This is a genomic window from Streptomyces sp. NBC_00464 (assembly GCF_036013915.1).
GTDB lineage: Bacteria > Actinomycetota > Actinomycetes > Streptomycetales > Streptomycetaceae > Streptomyces.
The window spans coordinates 2752636-2769774 of the sequence record NZ_CP107899.1; the positions used below are offsets into that span (position 1 = coordinate 2752636).

Below are 17139 nucleotides of genomic sequence, written 5' to 3' on the forward strand. Positions count from 1 at the left end.
CTTACTGTGCAATTGACTTGTGATTTCGGCTGCGTACGGTCTTCGAGCTCTCACAATACGTGGCTGGAGGCGGCCGCGCGGCAGGGTCGGCGCAACCCGGCCGGACGGCTTGCCTCAGCCGAGCGGCTTGAACGTGTCGAACGCCGTCTTGCGCAGCGTCCGGCACTCCTTGCTGTCCCACGCGTCGGCCTTGCAACTGATCATGATCGCGTAGCCGTGACCGCTGTCGACCTTGAAGCCCCGGTTGATCACCCGGACCCGCTGGCCCTGCTGCGTACGCTCGAACTGCCAGTCGGCGACGGTCGGGTAGCCCTTGTACTGGACCTCGTTTATGCCGAGGTGGTGGTAGTTGTTGCTGGTGGCCGCGACGGCGGCCCTGGCGGCTCTCCACGCCCCGGCGGCGTCGCCGCCCGGCGAGCCGGTGTAGTCGACCTGGATGCGGGGGAAGCCGCCGCTGACGTTGTATATGGCGCCGGAGTTGTCGCCTGCCGTCTTGTCGAAGCGGAAGTTCTCGGGCATCGCCATGGAGAAGTGGAACTGCTTGTTCTCGACCGTCCGGAATCCGGCGGGCACGGCGTCGGCCGACTTCTCGTCCTTCGCGTCGTCCGACCCCTTGTCCGAGTCGTCGTCCGCGCCCTGGCCGCCGTTGCCCTTCGCATCCTCGCCCTGGCCCTGGCCCTGCTCCTTGCCGCTGCCCTGCTCCGTGTCGCCGGAGCCGCCGGAGCCGCTGCCCGCGGAGGTGCCGGCCGAGGCGGACGTGCCGTCCTTGGTGCCGCCCGCGTTGTCGGAGCCCTTGTCGTCCCCGCCGAGCGTGAGCGCGAGGACCGTGCCGAGCACCGCGAGCGCGATGACGGCCGCGATGATCGCCAGCGTGCGGCGCGGCACCACGTCCGTGAGGGACGCGCGGGGCGGGGTGACCGGCGAGGTGGCAGGGCGCGGCGGCGGTACGGCCCCCGAGGGGGAGGCCGTGGCCGTCGCGGGAGCCGTGGCCGGCCGGGCCGGAACGGAGGCCGCTGCGACCGCACCGGCACCGGCTGCCGCCTTCGCGTTCCGCGTCGAGCGCAGCGCCCCGCGCAGCCGGTCCCGTGCCCCTTCGCCCGTCTCACCGGACTTCTGCGCCGCCTTGGGCGGGGCATCGGCCACGTTCTTGGGGAGGGCCATCACCTGGGTGGCGTCGGCCGGCGGCGGCACCGGAAGCTCCGGCTCCTCCGGGGCGTTGATGACGTCGTTGAGCAGGGCGCGCGCGCCCGCGTCGTCGAGCCGCTGCTCGGGGTCCCGGGCGAGCAACCCGTAGATGACCTCTTCCAGCGGGCCCGCGTTCTTCGGCGGGTCGAGCGGCTCGGTCATCACGGCGGTCAGGGTCGCGATCGCGGACCCCTTGTCGTACGGCGGGCAGCCCTCCACGCTCGCGTAGAGCAGTCCGCCGAGCGACCACAGGTCGGCCGGCGGTCCCGGCTTGTGCCCGCGGGCCCGCTCCGGCGAGATGTACGAGGGTGCGCCGACGAGCATGCCGGTGGAGGTGACCGACGGGTCGCCCTCGACCTGGGCGATGCCGAAGTCGGTCAGCACGACCCGGCCGTCCTCGGAGATCAGCACGTTGGACGGCTTCACGTCGCGGTGCAGGATGCCCTCGCGGTGCGCGGAGCGCAGCACGTCGAGGATGGCGAGGCCGACCTCGGCCGCCCGCTTCGGCGTCAGGACGCCGTCCTCGCGCACCGCCTCGGCCAGCGACTTGCCCTCGATGAGTTCCATGACGATCCACGGCCGGTCGTCCTCGTCGACCACGTCGTAGACGGTGACCGCGCCGTTGTTGCGGATCCGGGCGATCGCCTTGGCCTCGCGCAGCGTGCGCGTGATGAGCCGGCGCTTCTCGTCGTCGTCGATCGCCGTGGGGAACCGCAGTTCCTTGACCGCGACCGTGCGGCCCAGCGTCTCGTCGACGGCGCGGTGGACCGTGCCCATTCCGCCCCGGCCGAGCACCTCTCCGAGCCGGTACCGCCCCGCGAGAAGACGTCCGTCCTTGTCCCGTTGGGGCCCCCGTGCCTGCTCCGCCTCCGACATGCGTCCCCTCTGCGATCAACCCGCCCTGGCAGAGCGTTCATTGTCCCTCACCCCGGGACCGGTCCTGGTGCCGGGTCCGGGGACCGTCATCACGTGGCCGGCGGAAGGGATTTCCTGCCGGGCCCGTACGCGTGGCGCTGCCGCGCCATGGCCGCGCCCCCCACCGTTCCCTGCCCAGGGAACCACATCTCATCCGGACACCTTCCTGCCTACCACGGCCCGTCGTCCGGAGCGATGACCCGAACCGTCGCATTCCGCGCCTGTCCTGACGTACCGCCCCAAAGACCGGCCGCGGGGCGCCACCGGCCCCTGCGAACCCACGCCGTGCGCACCGAAGTTCCGGGGCCCCACACCCCTGCCCCGCCCGGCGGAGGCGGGCGGCGGAGGCGGCCGGCGGGCTGCGGGCTGCGGGGCTCCGGGCGAACAGGCCCTAAATGGGCACGATGTCCGGCGCCCCCAGCCGCGCCGCGTCCGCCGTCAGGTCGTCGGGCTGGCGCTGCGACTCCCGTTCCGCCTCCACCCGCTTCTCGTAGTGCGCGACCTCGCGATCGATCCGGCCCTGGTCCCAGCCGAGCACCCGCGCCATCAGCTCCGCGCACAGCCGGGCGGAGCGCGTACCCCGGTCGAAGGTCTCGATGGAGATCCGGGTGCGCCGGGTCAGTACGTCGTCGAGGTGGCGGGCCCCCTCGTGCGAGGCCGCGTACACGATCTCGGCCTTCAGGTAGTCGTCGGCGGACGGCAGCGGTTCGCCCATCACCGGATCGGCGACGATCAGCTCCAGGATCTCCTCGGTCATGGAGCCGTACCGGTTCAGCAGATGCTCCACCCGGGCGACATGGAGGCCGGTCCGGGCGGCGATCCTGGCCCGCGCGTTCCACAGGGCGCGGTAGCCCTCGGCGCCCAGCAGCGGAATGTCCTCCGTGACACATTCGGCCACCCGCTGGTCCAAGGCGTGCACGGCCTCGTCGACGGCGTCCTTGGCCATCACCCGGTACGTCGTGTACTTCCCGCCCGCGACGACCACGAGGCCCGGCAGCGGATGCGCCACCGTGTGCTCGCGCGAGAGCTTGCTGGTCGCGTCCGACTCACCGGCCAGCAGCGGGCGCAGACCCGCGTAGACGCCCTCGACGTCATCCCTGGTCAGCGGGGTGGACAGCACCGAGTTGACGTGTTCGAGGAGATAGTCGATGTCCGCGCTGGACGCCGCCGGATGCGCCTTGTCCAGGTCCCAGTCGGTGTCCGTCGTCCCGACGATCCAGTGCCGTCCCCACGGAATGACGAAGAGGACCGACTTCTCGGTGCGCAGGATCAGGCCCGTGGAGGAGTGGATGCGGTCCTTGGGGACGACCAGGTGGATGCCCTTGGACGCCCGTACGTGGAACTGGCCGCGCTCGCCGATCAGCGCCTGGGTGTCATCCGTCCAGACGCCGGTGGCGTTGACCACCTGTTTGGCCCTGACCTCGTACGTATCGCCTGCCTCGACGTCCTCCACCCGGGCGCCGACGACGCGCTCGCCCTCCCGGAGGAAGCCGATCACCCGCGCCCGGTTCGCCACCTGCGCGCCGTACCCGGCGGCGGTGCGCACCAGCGTCGCCACATAGCGGGCGTCGTCCATCTGGGCGTCGTAGTACTGCAGGGCCCCCACCAGGGCGTCGCGCTTCAGCGCCGGCGCGACCCGCAGGGCCTGGCGGCGGGAGAGGTGCCGGTGCACGGGGAGCCCGCGGCCGTGCCCGGACGACACCGACATCGCGTCGTACAGCGCGACGCCCGAACCGGCGTACAGCCGCTCCCAGCCCTTGTGCTGCAACGGATAGAGGAAGGGCACCGGCTTCACCAGGTGCGGGGCGAGGCGCTCCAGCAGCAGCCCGCGCTCCTTCAGTGCCTCGCGGACGAGCGCGAAGTCGAGCATCTCCAGATAGCGCAGCCCGCCGTGGATCAGCTTGCTCGACCTGCTCGACGTGCCGGACGCCCAGTCGCGCGCCTCGACCAGCCCGGTCGAGAGCCCTCTCGTCACCGCGTCGAGCGCCGTCCCGGCGCCGACCACGCCCGCCCCCACGACCAGCACGTCCAGTTCGCGCTCGGCCATCGCGGCGAGCGCCTCGGCGCGCTCCGCGGGTCCCAGTGTCGCTGTCCTCACTGCTGCCTCCCGGTAGATCGGGGTGGTACGGCACGGGGGATGCGGTCCGACCGCGGGGTCGGATGCCCGTGCCCACCTCTCGATTCTGTCCGCGCTCCGCGACTTCAGCCACCGCCTGTGGACAACACCCGGACGACGGGGGCCGCACAATGCGACATATAGGTCATATTTACGCTTAGTCTGACATTGCGCTGTCCCCAGCGGTTGCGCTTTCTGTCCTCATGGTCTTAGGGAAGGACGGCCACCCACGTGCCTGCAGACCTCGCCGTCATCGGACTCGGTCACCTCGGCCTGCCCCTCGCCCAAGCCGCCGTCTCAGCCGGTATCCAGACCATCGGCTACGACACCGACCCCCGGGCCTTCGCGGAACTCTCCGCGGGCCGCACCCCCGTCGAGGGATCGCTCACCGCGTCCGACATCCGCCGGATGCTCTCCGGGGGTTTCCGCCTCACCACCAACCAGGCCGAGCTGGGCCGGGTCCGTACCGCCGTGATCTGCGCGCCCACCCCCCTGGGCCCCGACCGCACCCTCGACCTCACCGGCGTGGGCGACGCGGCCCGCGCCCTGGCCGCCCGGCTGCGCCCGCACACCACCGTGCTGCTGGAATCGTCCGTCCCCCCGGGCACCACCGAGAACTTCCTGCTCCCCCTCCTCGAAGAGGGCTCCGGACTGCGCGGCGGACGCGACTTCCACCTCGCCCACTCCCCCAGCCGCCTCGACCCCGGCAACCGCACCCACGTCTACGCCAACACCCCCAAGGTCATCGGCGGCCTGACGCCCGCCTGCACCGAATCGGCCGCCGCCTTCTACAGCCGGCTCACCGACAAGGTCGTCCGCGCCCGCGGCCCGCGCGAGGCCGAGATGACGAAGGTGCTGGAGACCAACTTCCGGCACGTCAACATCGCCCTGGTCAACGAGATGGCCGTGCTCTGCCACGACCTCGGCGTCGACCTGTGGGACGTCATCCGGTGCGCCGAGACCAAACCCTTCGGCTTCCAGCCCTTCCGCCCCGGCCCCGGCGTGGGCGGCCACGGCGTTCCGGTCGACCCGGGCTACCTCCCGTACAACAGCCGCACCCCCGGCCACCCCCTGCGGATGGTCTCGCTCGCGCAGGAGATCAACGACCGGATGCCGCAGTACGTGATCCAGCGCTGCGCCACCCTCCTCAACGAGCACGGCAAGTCCGTCCGCGGCGCCCGGGTCCTCCTCCTCGGCGTCACCTACAAGCCCGACCTCGCCGACCAGGAGGCCTCCCCCGCCCGCGAGATCGCCACCCGGCTGATGGACATGGGAGCCCAGATCGGCTACCACGATCCGCACGTCCTGGACTGGCGCGTACGCGAACTTCCGGTCCCCCGCGCCGATTCGCTGTACGAAGCGGCCTCCAGCGCCGATCTGACGGTGCTGCTCCAGCACCACCGCACGTACGACCTCCAGGGCCTGGCGGTGAAGGCACAACTCCTGCTCGACACCCGCGGCGCGACCCCGGCAGGGGCCGCGCACCGGCTCTGATCGCAGTCCCCCCAAGGATTTTTGTGGGCCGATGTCGGAGCCGACTGCTAGCCTGCGGCGTCACGCATCGCACACTCGTGCGCCACAGTCCCAGGGGGAACCCAACATGAGCACGCCCGTACCACCGCCGAACCAGCCGTACGACGCCCAGCCCCAGGCCGGCAACCCGTACGCCGGCCAGCCCGGCCAGCCCCAGCCCGGCCAGCCCCAGCCCGGTGCCCCGTTCCCGGGCCAGCAGCCCGTCGGCGCTCCGTACGGCGGAGGCGCACCCTTCGGCGGCGGCGCACCGTTCGCTCCGGTGGCACCGGCGCGCAGCAACGTGGGTCTCGGCATCCTCGTCGCGCTCGTCGCGGCACTCGTCGCGGCGGGTATCTACGGCGCGATCATCGGCGCCACGGAGCACGAGATCGGCTACGCGGCCGTGGGTGTCGGCGCCCTCGTCGGCTTCGCCGCCGGCAAGCTCGGCGGCCGCAACCCCGCCCTGCCGGTCATCAGTGGTGTCTTCGCACTGCTCGGCGTGTATCTCGGCCAGCTGCTCGGTGCGGCGATCCTCCTCAGCGACATCGTCCCGCTCTCGGTCTCCGAGATCTTCTTCGATCACTTCAGCGACCTGAGCCAGGCGTGGAAGGAAGAGATCGACTTCCTCGGCGTCGTCTTCTTCGTGGTCGCCGCAGTGGTGGCGTTCTCCACGGCCAAGAAGACGTCCGACTAGTCACGGACCGCACCCGAAACACCGGAGGGCCCGGACCGCGATCGCGGTCCGGGCCCTCCCGTCATGCTCGGAGCACTCAGCGGCGGTGCTGCGAGTCCGCCACCGTGACCTCGACGCGCTGGAACTCCTTGAGGTCGCTGTACCCCGTCGTCGCCATCGCCCGGCGCAGCGCGCCGAAGATGTTCATCGAGCCGTCGGGGGTGTGCGAAGGACCGGTGAGGACCTCCTCCGTCGTGCCGACGGAGCCCAGGTCGACCAGCTTGCCGCGCGGCACGTCCTCGTGGACGGCCTCCATGCCCCAGTGACGGCCGCGGCCCGGCGCGTCCGTCGCGCGGGCGAGCGGGGAGCCCATCATCACGGCGTCCGCACCGCAGGCGATGGCCTTCGGCAGGTCGCCGGACCAGCCCACGCCACCGTCCGCGATCACGTGCACGTACCGGCCGCCGGACTCGTCCATGTAGTCGCGACGGGCACCGGCCACATCGGCGACCGCGGTCGCCATCGGGACCTGGATGCCGAAGACGTTGCGCGTGGTGTGCGCGGCGCCGCCGCCGAAGCCGACGAGGACACCGGCAGCGCCCGTACGCATCAGGTGCAGGGCCGCGGTGTACGTGGCGCAGCCGCCGACGATCACCGGGACGTCCAGCTCGTAGATGAACTGCTTCAGGTTGAGCGGCTCGGCCGCGCCCGAGACGTGCTCGGCGGAGACCGTCGTACCGCGGATGACGAAGATGTCCACGCCCGCGTCGACGACGGCCTTGGAGAACTGGGCGGTGCGCTGCGGGGAGAGCGCGGCGGCGGTGACGACACCGGAGTCGCGCACCTCCTTGATGCGCTGCCCGATCAGCTCCTCCTGGATGGGGGCGGAGTAGATCTCCTGGAGCCGGCGGGTCGCGGACTCGACCGGCATCTCGGCGATCTCGTCCAGGAGCGGCTGCGGGTCGGCGTGCCGGGTCCACAGGCCTTCCAGGTTGAGCACGCCGAGGCCGCCGAGCTCACCGATGCGGATGGCGTGCTGCGGGGAGACGACGGAGTCCATGGGAGCGGCCAGGAACGGCAGCTCGAAGCGGTAGGCGTCGATCTGCCAGGCGATCGAGACCTCCTTCGGGTCGCGGGTCCGGCGGCTCGGGACGACGGCGATGTCGTCGAATGCGTATGCCCGGCGGCCGCGCTTGCCGCGCCCGATCTCGATCTCAGTCACGATGTGTGGCCTTTCCCTCTACGTCTGCGCTGTCCAGTATCCCCGACACGTGCGTGAGGGGCGGTTCCGGGAACCCCGGACCGCCCCTCACCTGCGCTGTCGCGTTACTTCCTGCTGTAGTTCGGTGCTTCGACCGTCATCTGGATGTCGTGCGGGTGGCTCTCCTTGAGACCCGCCGAGGTGATCCGCACGAAGCGGCCCTTGCTCTCCATCTCGTCGACGGAGGCGGCGCCCACGTACCCCATCGTCTGGCGGAGACCGCCGACGAGCTGGTGCAGCACGTTGGCCAGCGGGCCGCGGTAGGGCACCTGGCCCTCGATGCCCTCGGGGACGAGCTTGTCGTCGGAGGACACCTCGGCCTGGAAGTAGCGGTCCTTGGAGTACGAGCGGCCCTGGCCGCGGGACTGCATCGCGCCCAGCGAACCCATGCCGCGGTAGGACTTGAACTGCTTGCCGTTGATGAAGAGGAGCTCGCCCGGAGACTCCTCGCAGCCGGCGAGCAGGGAGCCCAGCATCACGCTGTCGGCACCGGCGGCGAGCGCCTTGCCGATGTCGCCGGAGTACTGCAGTCCGCCGTCGCCGATGACCGGGACGCCCGCCGCACGGGCGGCCAGCGCCGCCTCGTAGATCGCGGTGACCTGCGGGACGCCGATGCCGGCGACCACACGGGTCGTACAGATCGAACCGGGTCCGACACCCACCTTGACGCCGTCCACACCGGCGTCGACCAGGGCCTGGGCGCCGTCGCGGGTCGCGACGTTGCCGCCGATGACGTCCACGTTCACGGCCGACTTGATCTTCGCCATCCAGTTGAGGGCGTTGCTGTTGTGGCCGTGCGAGGTGTCGACGATCAGGAAGTCCACCCCGGCCCCGGCCAGCGCCTGGGCGCGGTCCAGCGCCTCCGGGCTGGCGCCGACGGCCGCGCCGACGAGCAGCCGGCCCTCGGCGTCCTTGGCCGCGTTCGGGTACTGCTCGGCCTTCTTGAAGTCCTTGACCGTGATGAGGCCCTTGAGGATGCCCGCCTCGTCGACCAGCGGAAGCTTCTCGATCTTGTGGCGGCGCAGCAGCTCCATGGCGTCCACGCCGGAGATGCCGACCCGGCCGGTGACCAGCGGCATGGGGGTCATGACCTCGCGCACCTGGCGCGAGCGGTCCGACTCGAAGGCCATGTCGCGGTTGGTGACGATGCCGAGCAGCTTGCCCGCCGGGTCGGTGACCGGGACGCCGCTGATGCGGAACTTGGCGCAGAGCGCGTCGGCCTCGCCGAGCGTGGCGTCCGGGCTGACCGTGATCGGGTCGGTGACCATGCCGGACTCGGACCGCTTCACCAGGTCGACCTGGTTGACCTGGTCCTCGACCGAGAGATTGCGGTGCAGTACGCCGACGCCGCCCTGGCGGGCCATGGCGATGGCCATACGGGCCTCGGTCACCTTGTCCATCGCGGCGGAGAGCAGCGGGATGTTCACGCGTACGTTCCGCGAGATGAGCGTCGAGGTGTCAACCGCGTTGGGCAGCACTTCGGATGCGCCCGGCAGCAGCAGCACGTCGTCGTATGTCAGCCCGAGCGTCGCGAATTTCTCGGGCACTCCGTCGACGTTTGCAGTCATGACACCTTCCCCAAATGGCCTTGATCGGTGCGGATGTCCATGCTAACGGCCTCCGGGGGTGTCTCATTCCATGAGCAAGATCACCGGGAGGTTCTGTAGCTTCCTACGGCACGGACCGGTGTCCCGCTTCACTGTTCCGCGAGGGCCCGCAGCCGGCTGAGCGCACGGTGCTGGGCGACCCGGACGGCACCCGGCGACATGCCGAGCATCTGTCCGGTCTCCTCGGCGGTGAGCCCGACGGCGACCCGCAGGACCAGGAGTTCGCGCTGGTTCTCCGGAAGGTTGGCGAGAAGCTTCTTGGCCCAGGCGGCATCGCTGCTGAGGAGCGCCCGCTCCTCGGGCCCGAGCGAATCGTCCGGCCGCTCCGGCATCTCGTCGGAGGGCACCGCGGTCGATCCCGGGTGCCGCATCGCGGCCCGCTGGAGATCGGCCACCTTGTGGCCGGCGATGGCGAAGACGAAGGCTTCGAAGGGCCTGCCGGTGTCCTTGTACCGCGGCAGGGCCATCAGCACCGCGACACAGACCTCCTGCGCCAGGTCCTCCACGAAGTGACGGGCATCACCGGGCAGCCGGTTCAGCCGGGACCTGCAGTAGCGCAGCGCGAGGGGGTGTACATGGGCCAGCAGATCATGGGTGGCCTGCGCGTCACCTTCGACGGCACGATGCACCAGGGCACCGATCACCGTCGTTCCTTCCTCGCGCATCGAACCATGGTGCCCCGGAGCCGCATCATCCGCGGCACCGCGTCCGTAGTTGTGCACCGAAGCGTTATGAGCGGGTGCGCCGGAAGTCATGTCCTGCGCCCTCCCCTTCCGCTCGACCGAATCGTTCCCGAGGAACTCCACGCTCTCAAGGATGCGTCATCGGCCGGGAAGCGTCACATGCCGCCGGGGCGGCGGGCTGCACGGGCGGGGTACGAGCAGGTCGCGTCGGGGGAAACGACCCGGCTCCGCACCCCTCGCCCGGGGTCGCCCCGTCCGCCCGCGAGCGGACGGGGAGTGGATGTCGGCGGCCGGTCACGGCCGGCCCTCAGCGGACCAGCCCCCAGCGGAAACCGAGTGCCACCGCGTGGGCGCGGTCCGAGGCGCCGAGCTTCTTGAACAGGCGCCTGGCGTGCGTCTTCACCGTGTCCTCGGAGAGGAACAGCTCACGGCCGATCTCCGCGTTGGAGCGACCGTGGCTCATCCCTTCGAGCACCTGGATCTCACGCGCGGTGAGCGTGGGCGCCGCACCCATCTCGGCCGAGCGCAGCCGCCGCGGGGCGAGCCGCCACGTCGGATCGGCCAGTGCCTGGGTGACGGTCGCCCGGAGCTCCGCCCGGGAGGCGTCCTTGTGCAGATATCCGCGGGCCCCGGCGGCGACCGCGAGCGCGACGCCGTCCAGGTCCTCCGCGACCGTCAGCATGATGATCCGCGCCCCGGGGTCGGCGGAGAGCAGCCGCCGGACGGTCTCCACACCTCCCAGACCGGGCATGCGTACGTCCATCAGAATCAGATCCGAACGGTCGGCACCCCAGCGGCGGAGGACTTCCTCCCCGTTGGCCGCCGTCGTCACACGCTCGACGCCGGGCACGGTCGCGACCGCGCGACGGAGCGCTTCTCGGGCAAGCGGGGAATCGTCGCAGACGAGAACGGATGTCATGACCGCCCTCCGAAGCTGATGCGCGTCACCTTGAGCCTCCAGGCTGTTACAAGTCGTCACCTGTGCGGTTGACGCTCTCGGACACTTGCCCGATCGCTTTCTCTGCCAACCGCCTCCGCACTCTCAACGATGGTCACTCGAAAGAGTTACGGGTCGGACGGCCGGGTTCGGCACTCTACGTGAGGGGTCGAGCACGGAGGAGAGCGCCACGGGGTCGTTCAGCCGTCAACCGAACCTTTCCAGGAACTTATGCCCCATTTAGCGGGTTTTCTTCCCTTTTGCTGGTGTCTGTGGATAGATTCGCAATCAGTCATATTTACATCTACTAACACCGTAGATGTACGGTCATGGGCACGGTACGACGGACGACCACGACGTTTCCGACTCAGCATGGTTTCGAGGGGACAAGCAATGGCAGATTTCTCCCGCCTTCCCGGACCCAACGCCGATCTGTGGGACTGGCAGCTGCTGGCGGCCTGCCGAGGGGTCGACAGCTCACTGTTCTTCCACCCCGAGGGGGAACGCGGAGCCGCCAGGAGCGCCCGCGAGACCTCCGCGAAAGAGGTCTGCATGCGATGCCCGGTACGCGCCGAGTGCGCAGCCCACGCGCTGGCGGTACGCGAGCCCTACGGGGTGTGGGGAGGACTGACCGAGGACGAGCGCGAGGAGCTCATGGGCCGGGCAAGGAACCGGCTGATCAGCGCGGTGGCACCGTCGTCGCCGCCCGGACACGGCTGACCCTCGCCGCACTCCACAAAGGCAGAAACGTTTCTCCACTCAGACCCCGGGCGCACGCTTCTCCTTCGGGCCGCGGGCGCACGCTCCTCGTCGCCCGGGCCCGTGGGCCCGCGGAGGCCGCTCAGCGGGCGGCCGCCAGCGACAGCTGGTCCAGGGTGGCCGCCACGGCCGGAACCTGCGCCAGGTCGGGCAGGGTCAGCGCAACGATCTCGCGCTCGATGGCCGGCTCCACGCTGACGGTCCGGGCACCCCTGGGGCGTACCGACTCGATCGCCAGCGCCGGCAGGACGGCCACCCCGAGACCCGCGCCGACCAGGCCGATCACCGCCGGGTAGTCATCCGTGGCGAAGTCGATCCGCGGGGTGAAGCCGGACGCCTCGCAGACCTCCACCAGCTGCCGGCGACAGCGCGGGCAGCCGGCGATCCACGGTTCGCCGGCGAGTTCGCCGATGCCCACCTCGGCCCGGTCCGCGAGCGCGTGGCCCTCGGGAACCAGACCGATCAGCCGGTCGGTCAGCAGCGGGCGCACCACCAGGTCGTCCCACTCGGCGCCCGGTGTGCCGTAGCGGAAGGCCAGCGCGATGTCGCAGTCGCCGTCGCGCAGCATCTCCACCGAGCGGGGCGGCTCGGCCTCGACCAGGGAGACCCTGGTGCCGGGATGAGCGGCCCGGAGTGCCGCGAGAGCGCCCGGGACCAGGGTGGAGCTGCCACTGGGGAAGGAGACGAGCCGGACCCGGCCGGCCCGCAGCCCGGCGATCGCGGCGACCTCCTCCTCGGCGGCGGTGAGCCCGGCGAGGATGCCCGAGGCATGCCGTACGAGCGCCTCACCGGCCTGCGTCAGCCGCATCTCGCGTCCCGTGCGGATGAGGAGCGTGGTGCCCGCCGAGGCCTCCAGCGCCTTCATCTGCTGGCTCACGGCGGGCTGGGTGCAGCCCAGCTCGCGGGCGGCGGCGGAGAAGGAGCCGGTACCGGCCACGGCGCGCAGGACTCGGAGATGACGGGCTTCGATCACCCTTTGAATATAAGGGAATCTTGGGTCGGTCGCGAATTTCCGGCGTGCAGCTTTGGGTCGGGAGTGGTTAGCGTGCAGCCATGAACGCGATGACCGTGCTGACCGTGAACACGGGCCGCCCCGTGGCAGTGGACTACACCGACTCCCCGGGCGGCGTGACCGGGATCGACAAGCACCCCGTCGAGGGGCTTGTACGGGTCTGCGATCCCGGCCCCGAGGGCAGCGGCCTGGCCGGCGACGCCGTCTGCGATCTGCGCCACCACGGCGGCTCGCACCAGGCCGTGTACGCGTTCGCCCGCGAGGAACTCGACGCGTGGGAGCGGGAGCTGGGGCGCCCGCTGCCCAACGGCTGCTTCGGCGAGAACCTGACCACGAGCGGTGTGAAGGTCGGCGGCGCACTGATCGGCGAGCGCTGGCGGATCGGTGGCGAGCTGGTTCTGGAGGTCACGTCCGGCCGGATTCCGTGCCGTACGTTCGCGGGGCACGTCGGCGAGGAGCGCTGGGTCAAGCGGTTCACGCAGGCGGCCTTCCCCGGCGCGTACTTCCGGGTGCTCACGCCGGGCAGCATCCGGGCCGGCGACCCCGTCGAGATCGTGCACCGGCCGGATCACGAGGTGACGGTGGAACTGCAGTTCCGGGCCGTGACGACCCGGCGCGGGCTGCTGCCGCGGCTGCTCGCGGCAGGCGAGGCGCTGCACCCCTCGGCCTTGCGGAAGGCGCACGCGTACGTGGCACTTCAGGGGTGAGCGGGGAGCGGTGGGCGGGTCGTCCGAAGGCATCCGCGGGGCACTAACGTGCCGCGTATGACGACTGCACTGATTACGGGCGCGACCGCGGGCATCGGGGCCGCCTTCGCGCGGCGGCTCGCGGCCGAGGGGCACAACCTCGTGCTGGTGGCCCGCGACACCGACCGGCTGCGGGAACAGGCCACCGAACTCCACGACCGGCACGGTATCGAGGCCGAGGTGCTGACCGCGGACCTGTCCCGGGACGACGGGATCGCCGCGGTCGAGACCCGGCTGGCCGACCGCAAGGAGTCGGTCGATCTGCTGGTCAACAACGCCGGGTTCGGCAACAAGGGCACCTTCCTCGACGTCCCCATGGCGGACGAACTGGCGATGCTCAAGGTGCACTGCGAGGCGGTCCTGCGGCTGACCTCGGCGGCCGCGGCCGGCATGAAGGAGCGGGGCAGGGGCGGCATCGTGAACGTGGCCTCCGTGGCGGCGTTCGTGCCGCGCGGTACGTACGGTGCGTCCAAGGCGTGGGTCGTGCAGTTCACCCAGGGCGCGGCGAAGGACCTGGCAGGTTCGGGCGTGCGGCTGATGGCGCTCTGCCCCGGCTTCGTACGGACGGAGTTCCATCAGCGGGCCGGGATGGGCACGGGCAACATCCCCGGCTGGATGTGGCTCGACGCCGACAAGCTGGTGGCCACGGCCCTGGCGGACCTGGCGCGCGGCAAGTCGGTCTCGGTTCCGGACGCGCGGTACAAGGCGTTGATGGGGCTGGTGAAGGTGACGCCGCGCGGCCTGCTCGGAGGGGTTACCTCCAAGACAGGCCGCAAGTACGGACCTCAGTGAGCGGCGGGTTACCGCACGCCGCGGCCCGCGTAGGCGCCGATGTTGGGGGCGCCGGGCTTGAGACGGTTGCCGAAGTAGTCCTTGCCGCCGTTGTCGTCGATGACGGCTCCGGCGGCGAGGGCGGGCGAGCCGGCGCCGAGCCGGAAGTCGTCCCGCAGCTTCGGGTCGGCCGTGATGCCGCCGGGGTTCGGGCGCGTCATGTCGATGCCGTAGAAGGCGTTGTGGTCGAAGGAGAGCCCGGCTGTCGGGTTCTTGAACGCGTAGCCGCCGGTGCCTTCGCTGACGAAGACGTTGTTGCGGACGGACAGTTCGTGCTGGGTGGTGGCGGGGCTGCCGGCGTCGTCCTGGACGAGGTAGCCGGGGATCTGCTCCTTGTTGTGGAAGGTGTTGTTGTAGATCTCGGTGCCGAGGATCGGGCCCCAGCAGTTCTGGATCAGGCGGGCGCCGTCGTTGCGGCTGACGTTGTAGCGGGCGACCGTGCCGATGGTCTTCGCGCCGCTGTAGGGGCAGATCAGCAGGAAGCCGCCCTTGTTGTCGTGGCTGTAGTTGTACTGGAAGACGGTGTTCTGCGAGGCGCCGTCGGCGTCGAAGGACATGCCGTCGTGGGTGTTGCCGCCGCCGGAGACCTCGTTGTACTCGACGGTCGTGTCGTCGGTGTTGAACGTCCAGATGCCCGCGTTGGCGGAGGGCGAGCGGAGCTGGAATCCGTCGACCCGGTTGTGGTCGACGCGGGCGCCGCTGGTGGTGTCGAGCTTCATGCCGTCGCCGGCCAGGGACTTCAGCGTGTTGTGGTGGATACGGACGCCGGTGCTGGGAGTCCACTCCCCCGGGTAGACGTTCGGGTCCTGCTGCCCGCCGACCAGATCGCGTTTGGAGAACGTCGACTTGAAGTAGATGCCCTCGCGGTCGACGTCCTCGATGCGGTTGTGGCCGATGTCCAGGCCGTCGTACCAACTGGCCTTCGCCGTGCCCTCGACGGCGATGTGGATGGCGCTGGAGCCGGACACGGTCTTGTAGTCGCCGCCGCGTACGTCGTGGATGTAGAGGCCGCTGATGTCGAAGCCCCGGGCGACGCCGTAGTCGGTCAGGCGCAGACGGACTCCGTTGCGCTCGCTGCCGGGGTTGTCGGCGTTGGTGATCTCCAGGGCCCTGAGGTGCACGTACTGCGTGTTGGAGAGCAGGACGGTGTCGTGGGCGCCGGCTCCGTCGAGCCTGGCGCGGGCGGGGCCGTTGCCGTAGTCGGCGATGGTGAACGGGGCGCGGGCGGAGCCGGTGCCCGTGGGGGCGAGGGTGCCGGTGCAGGTGGCACCGCGCCTGAAGAGCAGCCGGTCGCCGGGCCCGTAGGGGTGCGCGTTGGCTTCGGCGAGGGTGGTCCAGGGATGCTGCCTGCTGCCGGTGGCCCCCTGGGGGGCGGCGCCGCAGTCGACGTGGAAGGTGCGGCCGGCGGATGCGGCCTGCGCGGTGCTCGGGCCCGCGAAGGTCAGACCGGCGGCGGCAGTCAGGGCCGCGAGCGCCGCGGCGGTGACGCGATGTCTCACAATTCCTCCGTACGAACAGTCAGGGTCGGGACAGGCCTGGAACGGCCGGGTCGGCATCGCCGGGAATCCTGGACTCGGATTGATCGAACGTCAATGGATAGCGTTTGAATGATCGAAACTCCCATCGTTCGATCACGTTGGTCTAGGGTCGGACACCGGCTCCGGCACCGGCCGGGCCAGGGGCCGGGCCACACACTGCGAGGGGACTGCCGCCGTGCGCGAAAGTGCTGTTGAACGTCATGACCGCCTGCTCGGACTGGTACGCGACCGGGGCTCCGCCCGGGTCTCGGACCTGGCTTCGCAGCTGGGGGTCTCACCCGTCACGGTGCGCCGGGACGTCGAGGACCTGGCCGGCCGCGGCCTGCTCGAACGGGTCCACGGTTCGGTGTCCTGGCCTCAGGACGCCGTCCCCGCCGCAGGGCCCGCCGGCCCGGGAAACGGGCTGGTGCTCGGCATGCTCGCGCCCTCCGCGACCTACTACTTCGCCGAGGTCATCAGGGGCGCCCACGAGGCCGCCGCACGGGCCGGCGCCCGGCTGATCCTGCGGATCTCCGACTACCGGCCGCAGGAGGACCAGGCCCGCACCGAGGGGCTGCTGTCCGCGGGAGCCGAGGGGCTGCTGGTCGCGCCCGGCTGGCAGCACCCGGGCGACCCGTCGGCTTTCGGTGACTGGATCAGCTCGCTGCCCGTGCCGACCGTCCTGCTGGAGCGCAGGCCCACCGCCGGATCACCCCTGGACGGCCTGGACCGGGTCTGCTCGGACCATGCGCACGGAGTACTGCTGGCCGTGCGCCACCTGGTGGACCTCGGGCACGGGGCGCCGCTGCTGATGGCCCGCGCGGACTCCCCCACCGCCCTTGCGGTGCGCTCCGGATACGCGGAGGCGCTGACCGTGCTCGGGCTGCGCGCACCGCAGGACGTGATCGATTCCGTACCGGCGGAACTGGCCCCGGAGGCGTTCGAGGAAGCCGTGCAGGCACTGCGCGAAGCGGTCCTGACGGGGGTGGCGACGGCCGCGCTGATCCACAACGACGTGGACGCGATCCAGGTGGTCCAGCGCCTGGCCGAACTGGGCGTGCGGGTGCCGGAGGACCTCGCCCTGATCGCGTACGACGACGAGGTGGCGGCGCTCGCGGACACCCCGCTCACCGCCGTGGCCCCGCCCAAGCGCGAGGTGGGCCGCCATGCGACGGAACTGCTGGTGGAGCGGCTGGGGCAGAGCTCCGACGCCCCCCGCCGGCATCTGACACTGCTCCCGCAGCTGCGGGTCAGGGACTCCTGCGGAGGGCCGCTCCCGTAGGCGGCCGCGGACGCCTCAGTAGCTTCCGTACGCAACTTTTTTGATCTTTTTTCGATCAATCGCTCTTTCGCTCTTGACTTCGGTCACGGCTGGTCCAAGGATC

14 protein-coding genes are annotated in these 17139 nt (G+C 70.8%); 6 read left to right on the top strand and 8 right to left on the bottom strand.

What is annotated here, in order from left to right; all coding sequences use genetic code 11:
• Positions 1–114: 114 nt before the first annotated feature.
• Positions 115–2061, bottom strand: coding sequence for a serine/threonine-protein kinase (locus tag OG912_RS11930; protein ID WP_327709340.1), 1947 nt, complete (start codon positions 2059–2061; stop codon positions 115–117).
• A gap of 430 nt (positions 2062–2491) precedes the next feature.
• Positions 2492–4198: a glycerol-3-phosphate dehydrogenase/oxidase gene (locus OG912_RS11935; protein WP_327709341.1), complete on the bottom strand. Its 1707-nt coding sequence runs from the start codon at positions 4196–4198 to the stop codon at positions 2492–2494.
• 249 nt (positions 4199–4447) lie between these two features.
• Between OG912_RS11935 and OG912_RS11940 the strand changes: the two genes are divergently transcribed.
• Positions 4448–5710 carry a nucleotide sugar dehydrogenase gene (locus OG912_RS11940; protein ID WP_327709342.1) on the top strand — a complete coding sequence of 421 codons (1263 nt, stop codon included), beginning with the start codon at positions 4448–4450 and terminating at the stop codon, positions 5708–5710.
• Positions 5711–5816: 106 nt separating this feature from the next.
• Positions 5817–6422, top strand: coding sequence for a hypothetical protein (locus OG912_RS11945; RefSeq protein ID WP_327709343.1), 606 nt, complete (start codon positions 5817–5819; stop codon positions 6420–6422).
• A gap of 76 nt (positions 6423–6498) precedes the next feature.
• Here OG912_RS11945 and OG912_RS11950 read toward each other — a convergent pair whose 3' ends face one another.
• The 4 genes from OG912_RS11950 to OG912_RS11965 form a co-directional block, all read right to left on the bottom strand.
• Positions 6499–7623 carry a GuaB3 family IMP dehydrogenase-related protein gene (locus OG912_RS11950; RefSeq protein WP_007453079.1) on the bottom strand — a complete coding sequence of 375 codons (1125 nt, stop codon included), beginning with the start codon at positions 7621–7623 and terminating at the stop codon, positions 6499–6501.
• Positions 7624–7727: 104 nt separating this feature from the next.
• Positions 7728–9230, bottom strand: a complete 1503-nt coding sequence (guaB, locus tag OG912_RS11955; RefSeq protein ID WP_326738165.1) for an IMP dehydrogenase — start codon at positions 9228–9230, stop codon at positions 7728–7730.
• 128 nt (positions 9231–9358) lie between these two features.
• Entirely contained in the window at positions 9359–9934 is a 576-nt protein-coding gene (locus tag OG912_RS11960; protein ID WP_326738164.1) for a sigma-70 family RNA polymerase sigma factor, read from the bottom strand.
• 325 nt (positions 9935–10259) lie between these two features.
• Positions 10260–10871 carry a response regulator transcription factor gene (locus OG912_RS11965; protein ID WP_003948568.1) on the bottom strand — a complete coding sequence of 204 codons (612 nt, stop codon included), beginning with the start codon at positions 10869–10871 and terminating at the stop codon, positions 10260–10262.
• A gap of 411 nt (positions 10872–11282) precedes the next feature.
• Here OG912_RS11965 and OG912_RS11970 point away from each other — a divergent pair, with 411 nt between their 5' ends.
• The gene (locus OG912_RS11970; RefSeq protein WP_327709344.1) at positions 11283–11609 is read left to right on the top strand and encodes a WhiB family transcriptional regulator; all 327 of its coding nucleotides are present in this window, start codon (positions 11283–11285) and stop codon (positions 11607–11609) included.
• 121 nt (positions 11610–11730) lie between these two features.
• Here the strand turns inward: OG912_RS11970 and OG912_RS11975 are convergent, their stop codons facing one another.
• Entirely contained in the window at positions 11731–12621 is an 891-nt protein-coding gene (locus tag OG912_RS11975) for a LysR family transcriptional regulator (RefSeq protein WP_326738163.1), read from the bottom strand.
• Between the two features lie 89 nt (positions 12622–12710).
• On the opposite strand from OG912_RS11975, the gene OG912_RS11980 reads away from it, so the two are divergent.
• Both OG912_RS11980 and OG912_RS11985 read left to right on the top strand, forming a co-directional pair.
• A complete protein-coding gene (locus OG912_RS11980; protein WP_327713399.1) occupies positions 12711–13367 on the top strand; it encodes an MOSC domain-containing protein in 657 nt (218 codons plus the stop codon).
• A 57-nt stretch (positions 13368–13424) separates the two neighbouring features.
• Positions 13425–14198: an SDR family NAD(P)-dependent oxidoreductase gene (locus OG912_RS11985; protein WP_326738162.1), complete on the top strand. Its 774-nt coding sequence runs from the start codon at positions 13425–13427 to the stop codon at positions 14196–14198.
• A gap of 8 nt (positions 14199–14206) precedes the next feature.
• Here OG912_RS11985 and OG912_RS11990 read toward each other — a convergent pair whose 3' ends face one another.
• Positions 14207–15736 carry a right-handed parallel beta-helix repeat-containing protein gene (locus OG912_RS11990; protein ID WP_327709345.1) on the bottom strand — a complete coding sequence of 510 codons (1530 nt, stop codon included), beginning with the start codon at positions 15734–15736 and terminating at the stop codon, positions 14207–14209.
• A 214-nt stretch (positions 15737–15950) separates the two neighbouring features.
• Between OG912_RS11990 and OG912_RS11995 the strand changes: the two genes are divergently transcribed.
• Positions 15951–17036, top strand: coding sequence for a substrate-binding domain-containing protein (locus tag OG912_RS11995; RefSeq protein ID WP_327709346.1), 1086 nt, complete (start codon positions 15951–15953; stop codon positions 17034–17036).
• Positions 17037–17139 lie beyond the last annotated feature (103 nt).

What these genes read in the sequence shown, in the direction of transcription:
- OG912_RS11930 (WP_327709340.1), bottom strand. Translation starts at nt 2,061, where the DNA reads ATGTCGGAGGCGGAGCAGGCACGGGGGCCCCAACGGGACAAGGACGGA.
- OG912_RS11945 (WP_327709343.1), top strand. Translation starts at nt 5,817, where the DNA reads ATGAGCACGCCCGTACCACCGCCGAACCAGCCGTACGACGCCCAGCCC.
- guaB (WP_326738165.1), bottom strand. Translation starts at nt 9,230, where the DNA reads ATGACTGCAAACGTCGACGGAGTGCCCGAGAAATTCGCGACGCTCGGG.
- OG912_RS11960 (WP_326738164.1), bottom strand. Translation starts at nt 9,934, where the DNA reads ATGCGCGAGGAAGGAACGACGGTGATCGGTGCCCTGGTGCATCGTGCC.
- OG912_RS11965 (WP_003948568.1), bottom strand. Translation starts at nt 10,871, where the DNA reads ATGACATCCGTTCTCGTCTGCGACGATTCCCCGCTTGCCCGAGAAGCG.
- OG912_RS11970 (WP_327709344.1), top strand. Translation starts at nt 11,283, where the DNA reads ATGGCAGATTTCTCCCGCCTTCCCGGACCCAACGCCGATCTGTGGGAC.
- OG912_RS11980 (WP_327713399.1), top strand. Translation starts at nt 12,711, where the DNA reads ATGACCGTGCTGACCGTGAACACGGGCCGCCCCGTGGCAGTGGACTAC.
- OG912_RS11985 (WP_326738162.1), top strand. Translation starts at nt 13,425, where the DNA reads ATGACGACTGCACTGATTACGGGCGCGACCGCGGGCATCGGGGCCGCC.